The organism is Streptacidiphilus fuscans, from assembly GCF_015690355.1.
Lineage (GTDB): Bacteria > Actinomycetota > Actinomycetes > Streptomycetales > Streptomycetaceae > Streptacidiphilus > Streptacidiphilus fuscans.
Genome location: NZ_JADPRT010000014.1, coordinates 190,474 through 204,496, shown reverse-complemented (window position 1 = coordinate 204,496; position 14,023 = coordinate 190,474). Strand labels below are relative to the sequence as shown.

The 14,023-nt window shown below is 72.1% G+C and carries 13 protein-coding genes; 9 read left to right on the top strand and 4 right to left on the bottom strand.

The window, feature by feature from the left end:
• Positions 1 to 35 precede the first annotated feature (35 nt).
• Positions 36 to 1,154 carry a YeiH family protein gene (locus tag I2501_RS29115; protein ID WP_328806713.1) on the bottom strand — a complete coding sequence of 373 codons (1,119 nt, stop codon included), beginning with the start codon at positions 1,152 to 1,154 and terminating at the stop codon, positions 36 to 38.
• A gap of 122 nt (positions 1,155 to 1,276) precedes the next feature.
• Between I2501_RS29115 and I2501_RS29110 the strand changes: the two genes are divergently transcribed.
• The 4 genes from I2501_RS29110 (at position 1,277) to I2501_RS29095 (ending at position 5,234) form a co-directional block, all read left to right on the top strand.
• Positions 1,277 to 2,302, top strand: a complete 1,026-nt coding sequence (locus tag I2501_RS29110) for a LysR substrate-binding domain-containing protein (RefSeq protein WP_328806712.1) — start codon at positions 1,277 to 1,279, stop codon at positions 2,300 to 2,302.
• Positions 2,303 to 2,330: 28 nt separating this feature from the next.
• Positions 2,331 to 2,693 (top strand): ArsR/SmtB family transcription factor, encoded by a 363-nt coding sequence (locus tag I2501_RS29105; RefSeq protein ID WP_328806711.1) that lies wholly within the window; start codon positions 2,331 to 2,333, stop codon positions 2,691 to 2,693.
• A gap of 223 nt (positions 2,694 to 2,916) precedes the next feature.
• Positions 2,917 to 4,725, top strand: coding sequence for an alkaline phosphatase family protein (locus I2501_RS29100; protein ID WP_196197248.1), 1,809 nt, complete (start codon positions 2,917 to 2,919; stop codon positions 4,723 to 4,725).
• Positions 4,726 to 4,892: 167 nt separating this feature from the next.
• Positions 4,893 to 5,234, top strand: coding sequence for a hypothetical protein (locus tag I2501_RS29095; RefSeq protein WP_196197247.1), 342 nt, complete (start codon positions 4,893 to 4,895; stop codon positions 5,232 to 5,234).
• Between the two features lie 40 nt (positions 5,235 to 5,274).
• On the opposite strand, the gene I2501_RS29090 is transcribed toward I2501_RS29095, so the two are convergent.
• From I2501_RS29090 to I2501_RS29080, 3 genes are all read right to left on the bottom strand, one after another.
• Positions 5,275 to 6,993 (bottom strand): sigma-70 family RNA polymerase sigma factor, encoded by a 1,719-nt coding sequence (locus tag I2501_RS29090; RefSeq protein ID WP_236047414.1) that lies wholly within the window; start codon positions 6,991 to 6,993, stop codon positions 5,275 to 5,277.
• Positions 6,994 to 7,143: 150 nt separating this feature from the next.
• Complete coding sequence (locus I2501_RS29085) at positions 7,144 to 7,716, bottom strand: SsgA family sporulation/cell division regulator (protein WP_196197246.1); 573 nt, start codon at positions 7,714 to 7,716, stop codon at positions 7,144 to 7,146.
• Between the two features lie 176 nt (positions 7,717 to 7,892).
• Positions 7,893 to 8,177 carry a dsRBD fold-containing protein gene (locus tag I2501_RS29080; RefSeq protein ID WP_196197245.1) on the bottom strand — a complete coding sequence of 95 codons (285 nt, stop codon included), beginning with the start codon at positions 8,175 to 8,177 and terminating at the stop codon, positions 7,893 to 7,895.
• 92 nt (positions 8,178 to 8,269) lie between these two features.
• Between I2501_RS29080 and I2501_RS29075 the strand changes: the two genes are divergently transcribed.
• The 5 genes from I2501_RS29075 to I2501_RS29055 all read left to right on the top strand — a co-directional run bounded on the left by I2501_RS29075 (position 8,270) and on the right by I2501_RS29055 (position 14,020).
• Complete coding sequence (locus I2501_RS29075) at positions 8,270 to 8,551, top strand: LapA family protein (protein WP_236047412.1); 282 nt, start codon at positions 8,270 to 8,272, stop codon at positions 8,549 to 8,551.
• Positions 8,552 to 8,592: 41 nt separating this feature from the next.
• Positions 8,593 to 10,080, top strand: coding sequence for a phytoene desaturase family protein (locus I2501_RS29070; protein ID WP_328806710.1), 1,488 nt, complete (start codon positions 8,593 to 8,595; stop codon positions 10,078 to 10,080).
• A gap of 133 nt (positions 10,081 to 10,213) precedes the next feature.
• Positions 10,214 to 11,683, top strand: a complete 1,470-nt coding sequence (locus tag I2501_RS29065) for an APC family permease (RefSeq protein WP_408022796.1) — start codon at positions 10,214 to 10,216, stop codon at positions 11,681 to 11,683.
• An 88-nt stretch (positions 11,684 to 11,771) separates the two neighbouring features.
• Positions 11,772 to 12,479, top strand: coding sequence for a FadR/GntR family transcriptional regulator (locus I2501_RS29060; RefSeq protein WP_328806709.1), 708 nt, complete (start codon positions 11,772 to 11,774; stop codon positions 12,477 to 12,479).
• Between the two features lie 53 nt (positions 12,480 to 12,532).
• Complete coding sequence (locus I2501_RS29055; RefSeq protein WP_196197243.1) at positions 12,533 to 14,020, top strand: acyl-CoA synthetase; 1,488 nt, start codon at positions 12,533 to 12,535, stop codon at positions 14,018 to 14,020.
• Positions 14,021 to 14,023 lie beyond the last annotated feature (3 nt).

Below are 14,023 nucleotides of genomic sequence, written 5' to 3'. Positions count from 1 at the left end.
CGGTCACCAGCATGATCAAACGGTCGCCACAGTGATCACGTGGTCGCCAGTACACCCGCGTAGGCGACGCCGGCGATCATCACCCAGGAGGCCAGCCCGACCAGCAGGGCCCGGCGGCCGGTGCGGACCAGGGTGCGGATGTCGACGGCAGCGCCGAGGGCGAACAGCGCGGCAGCCATCAGCAGGTCGTCGACGGTTCCCGCGATGTTGACGGTCCCGGCGGAGAGCAGGCCGGTGCTGCGGATCGCGACGCAGGCGAGGAAGCCGACCAGGAAGAGCGGCACAGGCGCCGGTCGCTTCGTCGCCTGCCCGGTGTCCTGCGTGGCGTCCTGGGTGGTGTTCTGCTGTGCGGCACGGCGGCGGCTGCGGACCAGTGCGACGCCGGTGACGATCGGGGCGAGCAGGGCCACCCGCATCAGCTTGACCACGACCGCCTCGGCCAGCGCGGCCGGGCCGGCGGTCTGGCCGACGGCGACGACCTGGCCGACGTCGTGGACGCTGGCCCCGGCCCAGCGGCCGAACTGCATCGGGTCCAGACCGAGCGGGTGACGCAGCAGCGGCAGTACGGCGATGGCCAGGCTGCCGCAGAGGGTGACCAGTGCCACGGCGGTGACGGTGTCCCGCTCCTCGCTCTCGGTGACGCCGTTCATGGCAGCAACGGCGGACGCGCCGCAGATGGAGAACCCGGTGGCGATGAGCAGCGGCTGGTCCCCGGGGAGTCCGGCCTTGCGGCCGAGCCACTGGGTGCCGAAGAAGGTCGCGAACAGCGTCACGGCGACGACGAGCAGCGTCTGCCAGCCGAGGCCGAGCACGTCGCCCAGCGCCAGCTTGAGGCCCAGCAGCACGATCCCGATCCGCATCACGCGCTTGGCGGCGACGCCGAGACCGGGACGCGTCGCGGCGGGCAGCAGCCGCAGGTTGCCCGCGAGGACCCCGAGCGCGACGGCGGCCGTCAGCGGGGAGAGCGACGGCACCAGCTCGTGCGCGCCCCAGGCGATCCCGACCGCGACCGCCGAGACGGCCAGTCCAGGCAGCGCGGCGGGCAGACGCCGCGAGGGGGAGGGGGCCGAGGCGTCGGAGGAGGCGCAGGGGACGGAGGAGGCGGAGGGGCCGGAGGTCGCGGAGCGGCGAGGTCGTACGGGCGTGACGGTCACGGTGACCACTCTTGATCTCCGCCCAGGGAGCCGGTAGACGGAAATCCGGGAGGACGTCATAGGGTTCCCCTATGACCAAGGAGCGCCTGTGACCGAGGAAGTTCTGTGACGGAGGAAGCCCGGTGACCGAGAACGGGGCTGATCTGCCGACCTCGCGGCGGTTGCCCGACCTGCAGACGCTGGAGCTGTTGGTCGCGGTGGCCGACACCGGCAGCATCGGGCGGGCCGCCGCGCAGCAGCGGATCACGCAGCCTGCGGCCAGCGCCCGGCTGCGGACCCTGGAGCGGAAGCTGGACCTGCTGTTGCTCGACCGGTCCCGGCGCGGCTCGCAGCTGACGCCTGCCGGGCTGGTGGTCACCGACTGGGCGCGCGGCGTGCTGGAACAGGCGCACGTGCTGGCCGAGTCGTTGGCCGCGCTCCAGGCGCAGCAGCGTGGCGAACTGCGCCTGGTGGCCAGCCTGACCCTGGCCGAGCAGCTGCTGCCGGGCTGGCTGATCAGCCTGCGCCAGGTCAGCCCGGGGACGCATGTCGGGCTGCGGGTGACCAACAGCCACCAGGTGATCGAGGCGCTCCGGCACGGCGAGGCGGACCTCGGGTTCATCGAGGGCCCGTTCGTGCCCCGGGACTTCCGCTCGGTGCCGGTCGGCCGGGACCGGCTGGCCGTCGTCACCTCGCCCGAGCACCCCTGGGCGCGCCGGACCGCACCCGGTGCCACCCCCATAGCTGAGCCCGTCCCCGTGACAGGTGCCGAGCTCGCCGAGACGCCGTTGCTGCTGCGCGAACCGGGATCGGGCACGCGGGAGACGTTGGAGCGGGCGCTCCGGCCGTGGGTCGGGCCGTCGGTGCCCGCGTTGGAGCTGGGGGCCACCGCGCCGCTGCGCAGCGCCGCCGCCCAGGGCGCGGCCCCGGCAGTGCTGTCGCTGCTCGCCGTGGCCGACGACCTGGCGGCCGGGCGGCTGGTGGAGATCCCGGTCGCCCCGGACGTGGTGCTGAGCCGCGTGCTGCGCGCCGTCTGGCCCTCCGGCGGTGAACTGCCCGCCCCGGCCCGTCTGCTGCTCGACCTGATCCGACGCGGGCGGCAGGGTGGACAGCAGGCCGGTCAACAGGCCGGTGAGCAGACCGGTGAGCAGGGGAGTGGCGCGCGTTGAGTGCGGCGGAACTGGAAGGATGGCGCAGGTGAGTACATCTTCCGAGCAGCCCGCGTACCGTCACAGCGTCCCGGGTAGGCCGCTGAGCGACGCGCAGGTCGGGACGGCCGTCGGAGTGCTGGCGATGCTTGCCGAGCCGACCCGGCTGCGGCTGCTGTGGGCCTTGCGGGAGCGCGAGTTGGGGGTGACGGCGCTGGCCGAGGCGGCGGGTTGCTCGCCGACGGCCGCGAGTCAGCATCTCTCCAAGCTGCGGATCAGCGGTCTGGTCGACCAGCGTGCGGACGGGCGGGCCCGGCTCTACCGGCTGCGCGGCGCGCACCTGCACCGTCTGCTGGACGAGGTCGCCGCCCACGCGGACCACGCCCTGCAGGGCATCCCCCCGCACTCCTGAGCCGTCCGCCTGTCCCGATGGGGAGTGACTACCTGTCGACTACTTGTCCAAACAAGGACAGAACACTTGTCCGGACAAGTTGGCCCGCTTTAGTCTCTGAGCGTTGTCCGACCGTTCTTCCAGCGGACAGCCCTGGACGTTAACCATGCTCTGCATGGACACGCAGTCCTCCTGGCGGAGCTCGATCCGCGGCACGGAGGACCGACGGAAGGGTCAGCGGAGAATGAGTCGGATCTGGCGGGCGCTGAGCGCCGTGGTCGCGCTTCTCGGCGCACTGTTGGTGGTGACGCCCGCTCATGCGGCCACCACCAGCGGCAACTTGATAGTGAACGGTGACGCGGAAGCGGGCTACTGCACCAAGGACTGGACCGCGGCCACCACCATGCCCGGGTGGACCGTGCTCTCCGGCAGCCCGGACGTGGTCTGCTACTCGGCGGGCAGCTTCAGCCACCCGTCGACGCCCGCGCCCGGCAACGCCTTCTTCGCCCCGGGCAACCAGGGTGACGGCGCGATGGAGCAGACCGTCGACGTCTCCTCGGCGGCGTCGGCGATCGACGCGGGCGGCGTCAGCTACAACCTGTCCGGCTGGCTCGGGGGTTGGACGACCTACGCCGGGTACGTCCAGGTCTCGCTGGCCTTCCAGGACGCCTCGGGCAACCAGCTCGGCTCGACCGCCGAGCTGCCGACCGTCAGCGCCGCCAACCGTGGTGACGCCACGTCATTCCTGGCCCGCAGCACGACCGGTGCGATCCCGTCCGGGACCCGATCGATCGCCGTCGAGGTCCAGTTCCTCGACAGCTCCGGCGAGTCCGGCTACCTGGACAACCTGTCGCTGACGCTCAACACCCCGGTGACCGCGGCCACGTTGGCCCAGCCGGTCTCCCAGGTGCCGGGCTACGACCACGTGTTCATGGTCATGATGGAGAACACCGACTACTCGGCCGTCATGAACGACCCGACGGACACGCCGTTCATCCACAGCCTGATGTCCCAGGGCGCGACGCTGAACAACTACCACGGCGTCTACCACCCGAGCGACGAGAACTACCTCGCCATCGCGGGCGGCGACACCTACACCAACGGCGCCACCTACTGGCCCAACATCAACTCGCCGGAGAAGAACCTCGGCGACACCCTCGAGGCCGCAGGCAAGTCCTGGAAGGCCTACGAGCAGGGGATGGGCACGCCCTGCAACACCACCACCCAGTACGACGCCAAGTACGAGCCGGACGACGCGCCGTTCATCAACTACACGGACGTCAGCGGCAACGCGTCCCGCTGCGCGGCGCACCTGTTCGACACGACGCAGCTGACCACCGACCTCAAGTCGGCGTCCACCACGCCGAACTTCTCCTGGATCGCCGCCGACGACTACTACGACGGCGAGGCCTCGGGCAACGGCAACACCACCAGCCTGCAGACCCAGGACACCTGGCTCAAGCAGAACCTGACGCCGGTGCTCGACTCCCCAGCCTGGACCACGCAGAAGTCGCTGCTGATCCTGACCTGGGACGAGGACACCAGCAACCCGGACAACCACGTCCTCGCCGTGGTCGACGGCTCCCAGGGCACGGTCCCGGCGGGCACCACCAGCTCCTCCCGCTACGACCACTACAGCACGGCCCGCACCATCGAGTCCGCCCTCGGCCTGCCGGGCCTGACCGCCAACGACACCTACGCGACGCCGCTCAACGACGCGTTCGTGCCGAGCTCCGGCGGGACGACCCCGCCGCCGCCCGCGACCAGCACGCTGACCACCAGCACGCCGACCGTGAGCAACGGATCGTCCGTCACCTTCCAGTACTCGACGCCGTCGAGCTCGGTCAGCTCGACCAACTGGATCGGCATCTACCCGGCGGGCGTCACTCCGGGCTCGCAGTCCTCGCTGACCTGGCAGTACGCGCCCAACGCGAGCGGCAGCCTGACCTTCTCCACCAGCAGCCTCTCCGGCGCCGGCTCGTACGACGTCTACTACCTGGCCAACGACGGGTACACGGCGCTGGCTGGACCGGTCCGCCTCACGGTGAACTGAGCCCTGGCGATCTGAGCGCTGGTGATCTGAGCGCTCGTCTGCAGTAGTGAGCCTCGGGGCCCGCTCACCCGTCCGGTCGCGGCGGGGGAGCGGGCCCCGGTCTGTCTGCATAGCCTCGGAGGCGTGGCGACCGTGTCCGGCCCTGCGCCCAGCTCCGAGGAGGCGTGATGTCCCGCGCTCTGATGTCCCGTCCCACAGCCGTGCTGCTCGGCGTCGCCGCCCTGGCGTCGGTCCTGGCGGGCTGCTCCGACCTCCCGCAGGGCCAGGTGTTCGCGACCGACGGCCGCGCCGTGCAGACCTTCACCAACCTGCCCGCGACGTCGGCCTGCCACAACTTCTCCATCCCGGACGTCACCACGGTCACCGACCAGACGCTGGCCGACATGCACCTGTACACCGGCCGCAACTGCACCAACTTCGTGTCCCGCGGGCCGTTCTACCTGTCGACGGACACCAGTACCGGCCCGGGGCCGAGGATCTACAGGAGCTTCAGCTTCGTGGGGCAGTGAGCTGGTCGGCCAGTGAGCGCTGGTCAGTGAGCAGCGCTGTTCAGTCCGAGAAGTCCTGGGTCAGCCAGACGTTGCCGTTGGAGTCGCGCATCACGGCGATGCCGATGTGGTGGAACGCCGTGCTCAGGATGTTCTTGCGGTGGCCGTCGTTCGGTGGCTGCTCCGCCAGCATCGAGCGGGTCAGGCCGACGGCCATCCCGGCGACGCCGGAGGTGGTGTCGGAGACCGGGCCGCCCGTGCCGATGTTCTCGCCCGCGGCCGACCACTGGACCCCGGCCGCGGTCTCGCGGGCGCCGAGGGACGCCTCACCGGGGCACTGGTGCTGCAGGCCGCAGCCGGCGGCCATCGTCTGGTTGTGCGCGCCGGAGCTGCTCTCCAGGCCGGAGCTGAGCTGCAGTGGTGCCAGGCCCTGGCCTGCGCGCGCCTGGTTGATGACCGCGAGCACCTGCTGGACGGCCGCCTGATCCGGGGAGAGTGTCGGCGGGGGCGCGGCAGCCGAGGGCGCGGCGGCCGAGGCGGACGCGGAGCGCGGCGTCGCGCTGCTGTGGGTCGGGGACGGCCGGGCACCGGTCGGGCTGGCGGAGGCGACCGGCTTGCGGGTCGGCGCGATGGTGGGCGAGGGGAGGGCGGTCGACGCGCTGGGCAGCACGCCCGAGATCGCGGCGGCCGGTTGTCCGGTGGCGTCGGCCGCGTGCCCGTTGCCGGAGGAGAGGGCCAGCACGCCCGCGCCCACGGCCGCCACGACGCCCGCGGTCACTCCGGCGGCGACGAGCAGTGGCTTCCCGCCGAAGGTCCCGACGGACCGACCCCGCCGGTGCGAGACCGGGCCGGAGGGTGTGCGGCTGGAACCTGCCGCCCGACCTGAACCTGAGGCCGGTCCTGAACCTGAGGCGGTGGCGGATGCCTGCGCGGGAGTCATCTGTGCAGTGTTGACGAGCGCGCTGCCGGATATGTGCGGCAGCCCCAGGCGGGTGAGCATGTAGGCCGCGTAACCCAGCGGCAGCGGGAGCAGTGCGAAGTTGACCAGCAGTCGCTCGGCCGGGACGAGGTCCGTGCCGAGGGCGCCGCAGTCGGCGCAGGCGCGCACGTGCCGGGCCAGCCGCTTGCGCCACAGGGCGCTCGGTCGGCCGTCCCAGACGGTCAGCGCCGCCTCCAGCTCCGCGCAGCGCGGGCGGGACGCCAGCGCTCTGACGATCAGCCGGGCGGCGTCCAGCTGGGCCTTCATCCGGCTGACACGGACCGTGACGTGGTGCGAGTCGAGGCCCAGCGCCGCGACCAGATCGGTGCGGGCGAGGTGCCCGGCGGTGACCAGCCACCACAGCGAGAGCAGCTCCCGGTCGTCGGGGTCCAGCCAGAGGGTGGCCTCGACGGTCTCCCGGCGCTGCCCGGAGAGGCCGAGCTCGGTCAGGGTCAGGTCGGTGAAGTCCGCGCCCGGGTCGGCGACCGCCGACAGCTCGTCGAGCTCGTCCAGCGCCCGTGGTGCGGCGGGCCCTGCGGCGTGGTGCCGCCGGATCTGGTTCATCGTCACCGCCACCAGCCAGGACCGGAACGCCTCGTCGTCACGGAGCCCGGGCAGGCCGCGTACGACGCGCAGCATCGTCTCCTGCACGACGTCGTCCACGTCCGCGCGCCCGGACAGGGCGCGGCCGACGATGTTGTAGACCAGCGGGAGGCAGCACCCGACCAGTTCGTCCATCGCCTCGGCCGAACCGCTGCGGGCGGCGGCCACCAGCTCGGCGTCCATCGCCGTGCGCGTCATCCTGTGCTCCTTCGGTCACCCGTGGATGTGCGTACGTGAAAGGAGACCCTACGGAGGACAGCGCGGTCACAGAAATCCGGTCACAGAATTTTGGATGACGGTTCCGCCTCAGTGAAATGTTCGCTTCGGTGGGAAATGTTCGACTCGCTTTCAGTTGATCGAGAGCATTCGTTCGATCACCGCGTCGAGATCGAGATGCTGGTGTTCCGTGCCGAGCGGGACGATCCGGGTGGACTGCTCCAGGAACCGGCGCACCTTGCGGGCGCGGGCGCGCAGGACGGCGCGGCCGTCGGCGCCGTCGAGGCAGAGGAAGATCCAGCCGCGGTCCCGGCCGTGGCCCGGACGGACCCGGACGTCGCCCATGCCGGTGGGCCGGTTGAGGCCGAGCCAGAGCAGATGGCGGGCGAAGAGCCAGGTCACCGTGAAGGGCGTGTCGACGTAGCAGTGCAGTCTGACCGCGTACGGGTCGGCGCGGAGGTAGCTGAGGTGGGCGGCCACGGGCAGCTCACCGAAGTGCTCGGTGACGACGTGGAGGTCGAGGGACGTCCCGCAGGCGACGGCCGGGGCGGAGGCCGCGCCCCTGTCGGCACGGGACGGGCGGGACGTCCTGGGCGTCCTGGAGGTACGGGACGTGCGGCCGCGCGCCCCGGAGCGCCCGCCATCGCGAGGGAGAAACGTTTCGGCAGATGCCGCCTCGATAGGCAACAACGGATCGGTACTCATGTCCGGACCAACGATTCAGCGCGAGCTAGGCAACCCTCCTGGCCCCGGCGTGTCGCGGTCGAAAATCATGCGCCGTCGGGGTGACACCGACTGGACGCGCGACGTACGCGGGTCGCGTCGGCTCTGTGCGGGGTGAATCGGTTCCGTGTCGGGTGCGTCCGTCCCGGCCGGCTCGCTCAGCCGAAGCGGCCGTCGCTGTGGGCGGCGGCGTCGACCGAACCGGCGCGCAGCAGTTGTTCGCCCAGCTCGATCAGGGCGCGGCCTGCCGCGTACTCGTCGCCGATCTCCGCGACCGACTCGTCGTGCGGGTTGCGGCGGGAGGCGCCGCGGCCCTCCAGGGTGCGGTCACCGGCGGAGAGGATCACCCGGGACTTGGTAACGTCGCCCTCCTCGTAGAGGTCGACGTCCAGGGACCAGTGCTTGGTCCGCATCGGGGACGGCATCGGGGTCTGTGTGCTCATCGTCGCGCCTCGTCTCGTGCTCGCGTGCCACGGACACCTCCACGCTATGCCGTCGGCGTGCCTGCTGCTCGGGAAGCACGCACGATGGAGGTATGAGCACGAATGGCAGGAGCACGAACGGCAGGCCTCCCGACTCCTCGTCGCCCCTGCTCAAGGTGAAGGGCATGCCGGTGCGGGCCAAGCCCGTGGCCGCGGGGCTGCTCGCGGTGGCGGCCGTATGGTTCATCGCGGTGAACACCGAGACGGTCAAGATCACACTCTGGGTCGTCAACGTCAGCGCGCCGCTCTGGCTGATCCTGGTGGTCACGCTGCTGGTCGGCGCGGTGCTCGGCAAGCTCGTCTCGAAGCGGCGTGCCTCGAAGAAGCGCCAGTAGCCGGAGGGTCGGCAGGACAGAGCGGGTAATACGCTGGCCCGGTGACCGTCGCAGCAGCCGTCGTGGGCAGCGGGCCGAACGGCCTGGCCGCTGCCGTGCGGCTGGCCCAGGCCGGGCTGCGGGTGACCGTGCTGGAGGCGGCCGAACGGCCCGGGGGTGGGGCCAGGACCTCGCAGCTGACGCTGCCCGGCGTCCTTCACGACGACTGCGCCGCCTTCCATCCCACCGCGCTGGTCTCGCCATTCCTCGCCTCGCTCGGACTGGAGCGGTTCGGGCTGCGCTGGCGGTGGGCGGAGCTCGACCTGGCGCACCCGCTGGACGACGGCCGGGCCGGGGTGCTCAGCCGGGACCCGGCCCGGACGGCCGCCTCCCTCGGCGCGGTCGACGCCCGCGCGTGGCGTCGCCTCTTCGCGCCCGTGGTCGCCGACGCGGAGGCCCTCAACGCCGAGGTGCTGCGTCCGCTGCTGCACCTGCCCCGGCATCCGTTCGTGCTGGCCAGATTCGGCGTGGACGCGCTGCAGCCCGCCACCTGGACGATCCGCCGTTGGCAGGACGCGCCCGCGCGGGCCCTCTTCATGGGTGTGGCCGCGCACGCGTTCGGGCGGCTGGACACCCCGCTCAGCGCCTCGATCGGCCTGATGCTGGCGGCGACGGGCCACGCGGTCGGCTGGCCGGTGGCCGAGGGCGGCACGCAGGCGATCACCGACGCGCTGCTGCGCGTGCTGGACAGCCTCGGCGGCACGGTGCGGACGGGAGTGACCGTCACCGGGCTCGGCCAACTTCCCGCGCTGCTCGGCGAACGACCCGACCTGGTGCTGCTGGACACCGCGCCGGACGCGGCCGTGCGGATCGTGGACGGGGGGAGAGAGGGAGCGCGGATGCCGCCGCGGGTGCGCCGGGCGCTGGCCCGCTACCGCTACGGACCGGCGGCGCACAAGGTGGACTTCGCGATCCGGGGTGACGTCCCGTGGACCAACGAGGACTGCCGTCGCGCGGGCGCGCTGCATCTGGGCGGCACGGCGGAGGAGATCGCCGCGGCCGAGGCCGCCACCGTCGCCGGACGGTTGGCGGACCGGCCGTTCGTGCTGGTCGGGCAGCAGTACCTCGCGGACCCGTCACGTTCGGCGGGCGGAGCCGGTTCGGCGGGCGGCGGTTCAGCGGGCAGGATCAACCCGCTCTGGGCGTACGCCCACGTCCCGGCCGGTTTCCAGGGCGACGCGACCGAGGCGGTGGTGGCGCAGATCGAGCGCTTCGCGCCCGGCTTCCGCGAGCGGATCGTCGCGACGCACGTGCGGACGGCCCGTCAGATGTCGCTGTACAACGCCAACTACGTGGGCGGCGACATCAGCGCGGGTGCCAACTCGGGGCGGCAGCTGGTCTTCCGGCCGCGACCCGCGCTCGACCCGTACGCGTTGGGCGTGCCGGGCGTCTACCTCTGCTCGTCGGCCACACCGCCGGGAGGCGGGGTCCACGGCATGTGCGGGGCCAACGCGGCGGAGTCGGCGCTGAGTTGGCTGCGACGGCAGTGAAGTGGTTGCAGTAACGCTGACTCGGCCTGCGCAGCGGCGGGTTGCTGCGCGCACTCTTGTATAACTGATCGTCCTGAACTATTTTCTCGGCACCGCACCCCGCCTTCCTGCGCCGCACGCGAAGGAGCACGCCGTGTCCGATCAGCTCGCCGACACCAGCACCACCGTCAGATCCCAGCGCCTACGCGGCGGAACACTGGGTATGGTCGACATCGCAGCCGCCACCATGGCCAACATCGGGCCCGCGATGAGCTTCTTCTTCGGCTTCGGCTTCCTCGCCACCACGTCGGGCGTGGCCTCGCCGCTCACCATCGTCGCGGCCGGTATCGCGGTGGCGCTGCTGGGCAATACGCTCGCCCAGTTCTCCAAGGCGCACCCGTCCGCGGGCAGTTTCATCACCTTCGTCGGCAAGACCTTCGGCCCGACCAGTGCCGTCACCACGGCGCTGCTGGCGGGTCTCGGCTACATCATCGCGATGGCCTCGGTGATCGCCGTCTCCGGCGGCTTCCTGGAGACGACGCTCAACCACTACCTCAAGTGGAACGTCCCCTGGATCATCTGGACGCTGCTGCTGACCGCGATCGCGGTGGTGCTGATGGTCCGTGGCATCGCCGTCTCCACCAAGTTGGCCGGGCTCTTCTTCGGCGTCGAGATGCTGGTGCTGGTCGTCGTCTCGGTCGCGGCGATCGTCAACCACTCCGGACACCTCTCGCTGGACCCGTTCCGGCCGAGCCTGATCACCGGCGGCTTCCAGGGGCTGGCCGAGGGCTTCCCGCTGGCCGTCTACCTCTTCATCGGCTGGGAGAACTCGGCCGCGCTCGCCGAGGAGACGCAGGACCCGAGGCGCAACGTCGGGCGCGCGGTCTTCCTCTCGGTCGGCATCATGTCCGTGAGCTACCTGCTCTTCTCGTACGCCACGCTGACCGGCTTCGACTACGACGTGGCCAAGGTCGGCGCGTCCGCCGTCCCCTTCATCGACGTCGCGCAGGGCACGTTGGGGGCGCTGGCGTTCTTCGCTTACCTGGCCGGGCTCACCTCCACGCTCGGCGCGCTGATCGCCGGGACCAACTCGCAGGCGCGCCTGGTCTTCAACGCCGGACGCGAGGGCCTGCTGCCCTCCGCGATCGGCGCGGTCCACCCGACGCGCCGGACGCCGACCCGGGCGATCATCGTCTTCGTCTCCATCTCGCTGCTGATCATCGGTGGTTGGGGCCTGCTGCACCTGCTCGGCGGACACGCCGAGTCGGGCTCGATGGACCCGATGGTCTTCTTCGCCGAGGCCTCGACCATGGGCACCATCCTGGTGCTGCTGGTCTACCTGGCCTCGAACGTGGCGCTGCCGTTCTACTACCACCGTTACCGGCGCAGCGAGTTCCACTGGGCCCGGCACGTGCTGCTGCCCACACTGGGCGCGGCGGCGATCCTGGTGCCGCTGTACTACCTGGTCAAGCCCGGACAGCCCGAGCCCTACAACTGGTTCCCCTATCTGGCGCTCGGCATCCTGGTCGTGGCGCTCGGCTACGCGGCCGTCCTGGTCCGGCGCGACCCGTCACTGGGCGAGCGGGTGGGCTCGATCGTCGCGGACAGCCACACGTCCGGGTGACGGCCGGGACGGCCCGGGTGATGGCGGCCGGGGCAGCTGGGGCAGCTGGGGCAGCCGGGGCTGCTGAAGTGGCTGGGGTGGCGCGGTGGTGAGCACAGCGGGCAAGTTCGGCCCTTACAGCCTGGCGGGCCCGTACAGCCAGACCGGACCGTACAGCCAGAGCGGGGCGGACCTGGTCCGGTCCCGGATCGCGCTGCAGGTCCGGCTGGCGCTGCTCCGCCCCGGTGACCGGCTGCCGGACACCGGCGCGCTCGCGGAGCAGTTGGGCATCGGCGAGATGACGGTGCGTCGTGCCCTGGAGGGGATGTGCCAGGACGGCCTGCTGGACCGGCGGCGCGGGCGCACCGGCGGCACCTTCGTCTCGGCCGCCTTCGATGCCGTGGTCCCCGCGCATCACGATCCGGCCGCGGCGGCCTCGGCCGAGGCCTTCCTGCTCCTGCTGGAGTGCGGCCTGGTCGCCCACGCCTCCGGCGAGGTGGGGGAGGCGGACCTGGGCAGCCTGCGCAAGCTCGTCGCGGAGGCGGAGGAGGCCGGCCAGGAGGAGCAGGCCGGCCAGGAGGGGGAACGTGAGCGCGAGACGCGGTTCCATCTCGAACTGGCGGAGACGCTCGGTGGTCCCGGGCTCCGTGCCGTGACCGCCGACCTGCTCGGGCGGCTCGCGCTGCTCGCCCCGCCGCCCGGACCCGAGGCGATCCGCCGGCGGAGCCGCTGTCACGCCGAGTTGCTCGACCACCTGGTCGAGGGCCGCACCGACCGCGCCGTCCGGGCGGTCAAGGACCACGCGATCCACAGGTGACAGACTTGACGGCACACAGTTCGACGGACGAAACGGACGAAGGAGTACGGACGGTGTCCTCACTCGTGCCCGCACTGGCGACCGGCGGATCGCGCCGAGCGCTGCGGTTCGGCGAACGGTCCCTCAGCTATGCCGAACTGGCGGCGACGGCAGGTGCGCTGGCTCCGCGGCTGGCGGGCGTGGGCCGGGTGGCGCTCTGGGCCACGCCCAGCCTGGAGACCGCCGTGGGCGTGGTCGCCGGGCTGCTTGCCGGGGTGCCGGTGGTGCCGGTCAACCCGCGGATCGGGGAGAAGGAGCTGACCCACGTCCTCGGCGACAGCACGCCGGAGCTGGTGCTGGCCGCGCCGGGCGCGGAGCTGCCGGGCCCGCTGGCCGGGCTGCCGCGCGTGGACGTGCCGGACCACCCGACGGGCGCGACCGGCCCGGCCGCACCGCTGCCCGAGGAGCCGGACGACGAGGCGACCGCGCTGGTCATCTACACCTCCGGCACCACAGGCCCGCCCAAGGGCGCGCTGATCTCGCGCCGCGCGATCCGCACCACGCTGGACGCGCTGGCCGAGGCCTGGGCCTGGACCGGGGACGACGTCCTGGTCCACGCGCTGCCGCTGTTCCACGTGCACGGGCTGGTGCTCGGCATCCTCGGCCCGCTGCGGCGCGGCGGGTCGGTGCACCATCTGGGCCGGTTCGAGGCGGAGACGGTCGCGGCCGAGCTGGCGGGCGAGGGCACCATGCTCTTCGGCGTGCCGACCATGTACCACCGGCTCGCCGAGGCGGTCGGAGGCACCCAGGCCGGAGACGGGGACGGGGAGTCGGCGGCTGCGCTGGCGGCGTCACTGGGCAAGGCGCGGCTGCTGGTCAGCGGTTCGGCCGCGTTGTCGCGCCGGGACCACGAGGCGCTGCTCGCCGCGACGGGCCGTCAGGTCATCGAGCGCTACGGCATGACCGAGACGCTGATGAACACCAGCATGGTGCCCGGAGGAGCCTGCACGCCGGGCACGGTCGGGGTGCCGCTGCCGGGCGTCGAGCTGCGGCTGGTCGAGGACGACGGCACGCCGCTCCCGGCCGGGAGCGACGTGGTGGGCGAGATCCAGGTCCGGGGCGCGAACCTGTTCTCCGGCTACCTCAACCGTCCGGAGGCGACCGCCGCCGCGTTCGCCGAGGACGGCTGGTTCCGCACCGGCGACATGGCGGTGCTGGAGCCGGACGGCTCGGTGCGGATCGTCGGCCGGCGCTCCACCGACCTGATCAAGAGCGGCGGTTACAAGATCGGCGCGGGCGAGATCGAGACCGTCCTGCTGGACCATCCCGGCGTCGCCGACGCGGCGGTGACCGGGGAGCCGGACGAGGACCTGGGCGAGCGGATCATCGCCTGGATCGTCCCCGTCGACCCGGCCGCGCCGCCGACCGCGGACGTGCTGACCGCCCATGTCGCGGGCCATCTGGCCCCGCACAAGCGTCCCCGTGAGGTCCGCTTCGTGGCGGCGCTGCCGCGCAACGACATGGGCAAGATCATAAAGCGTGCGCTGGTGCCGGAGAAGTGACGG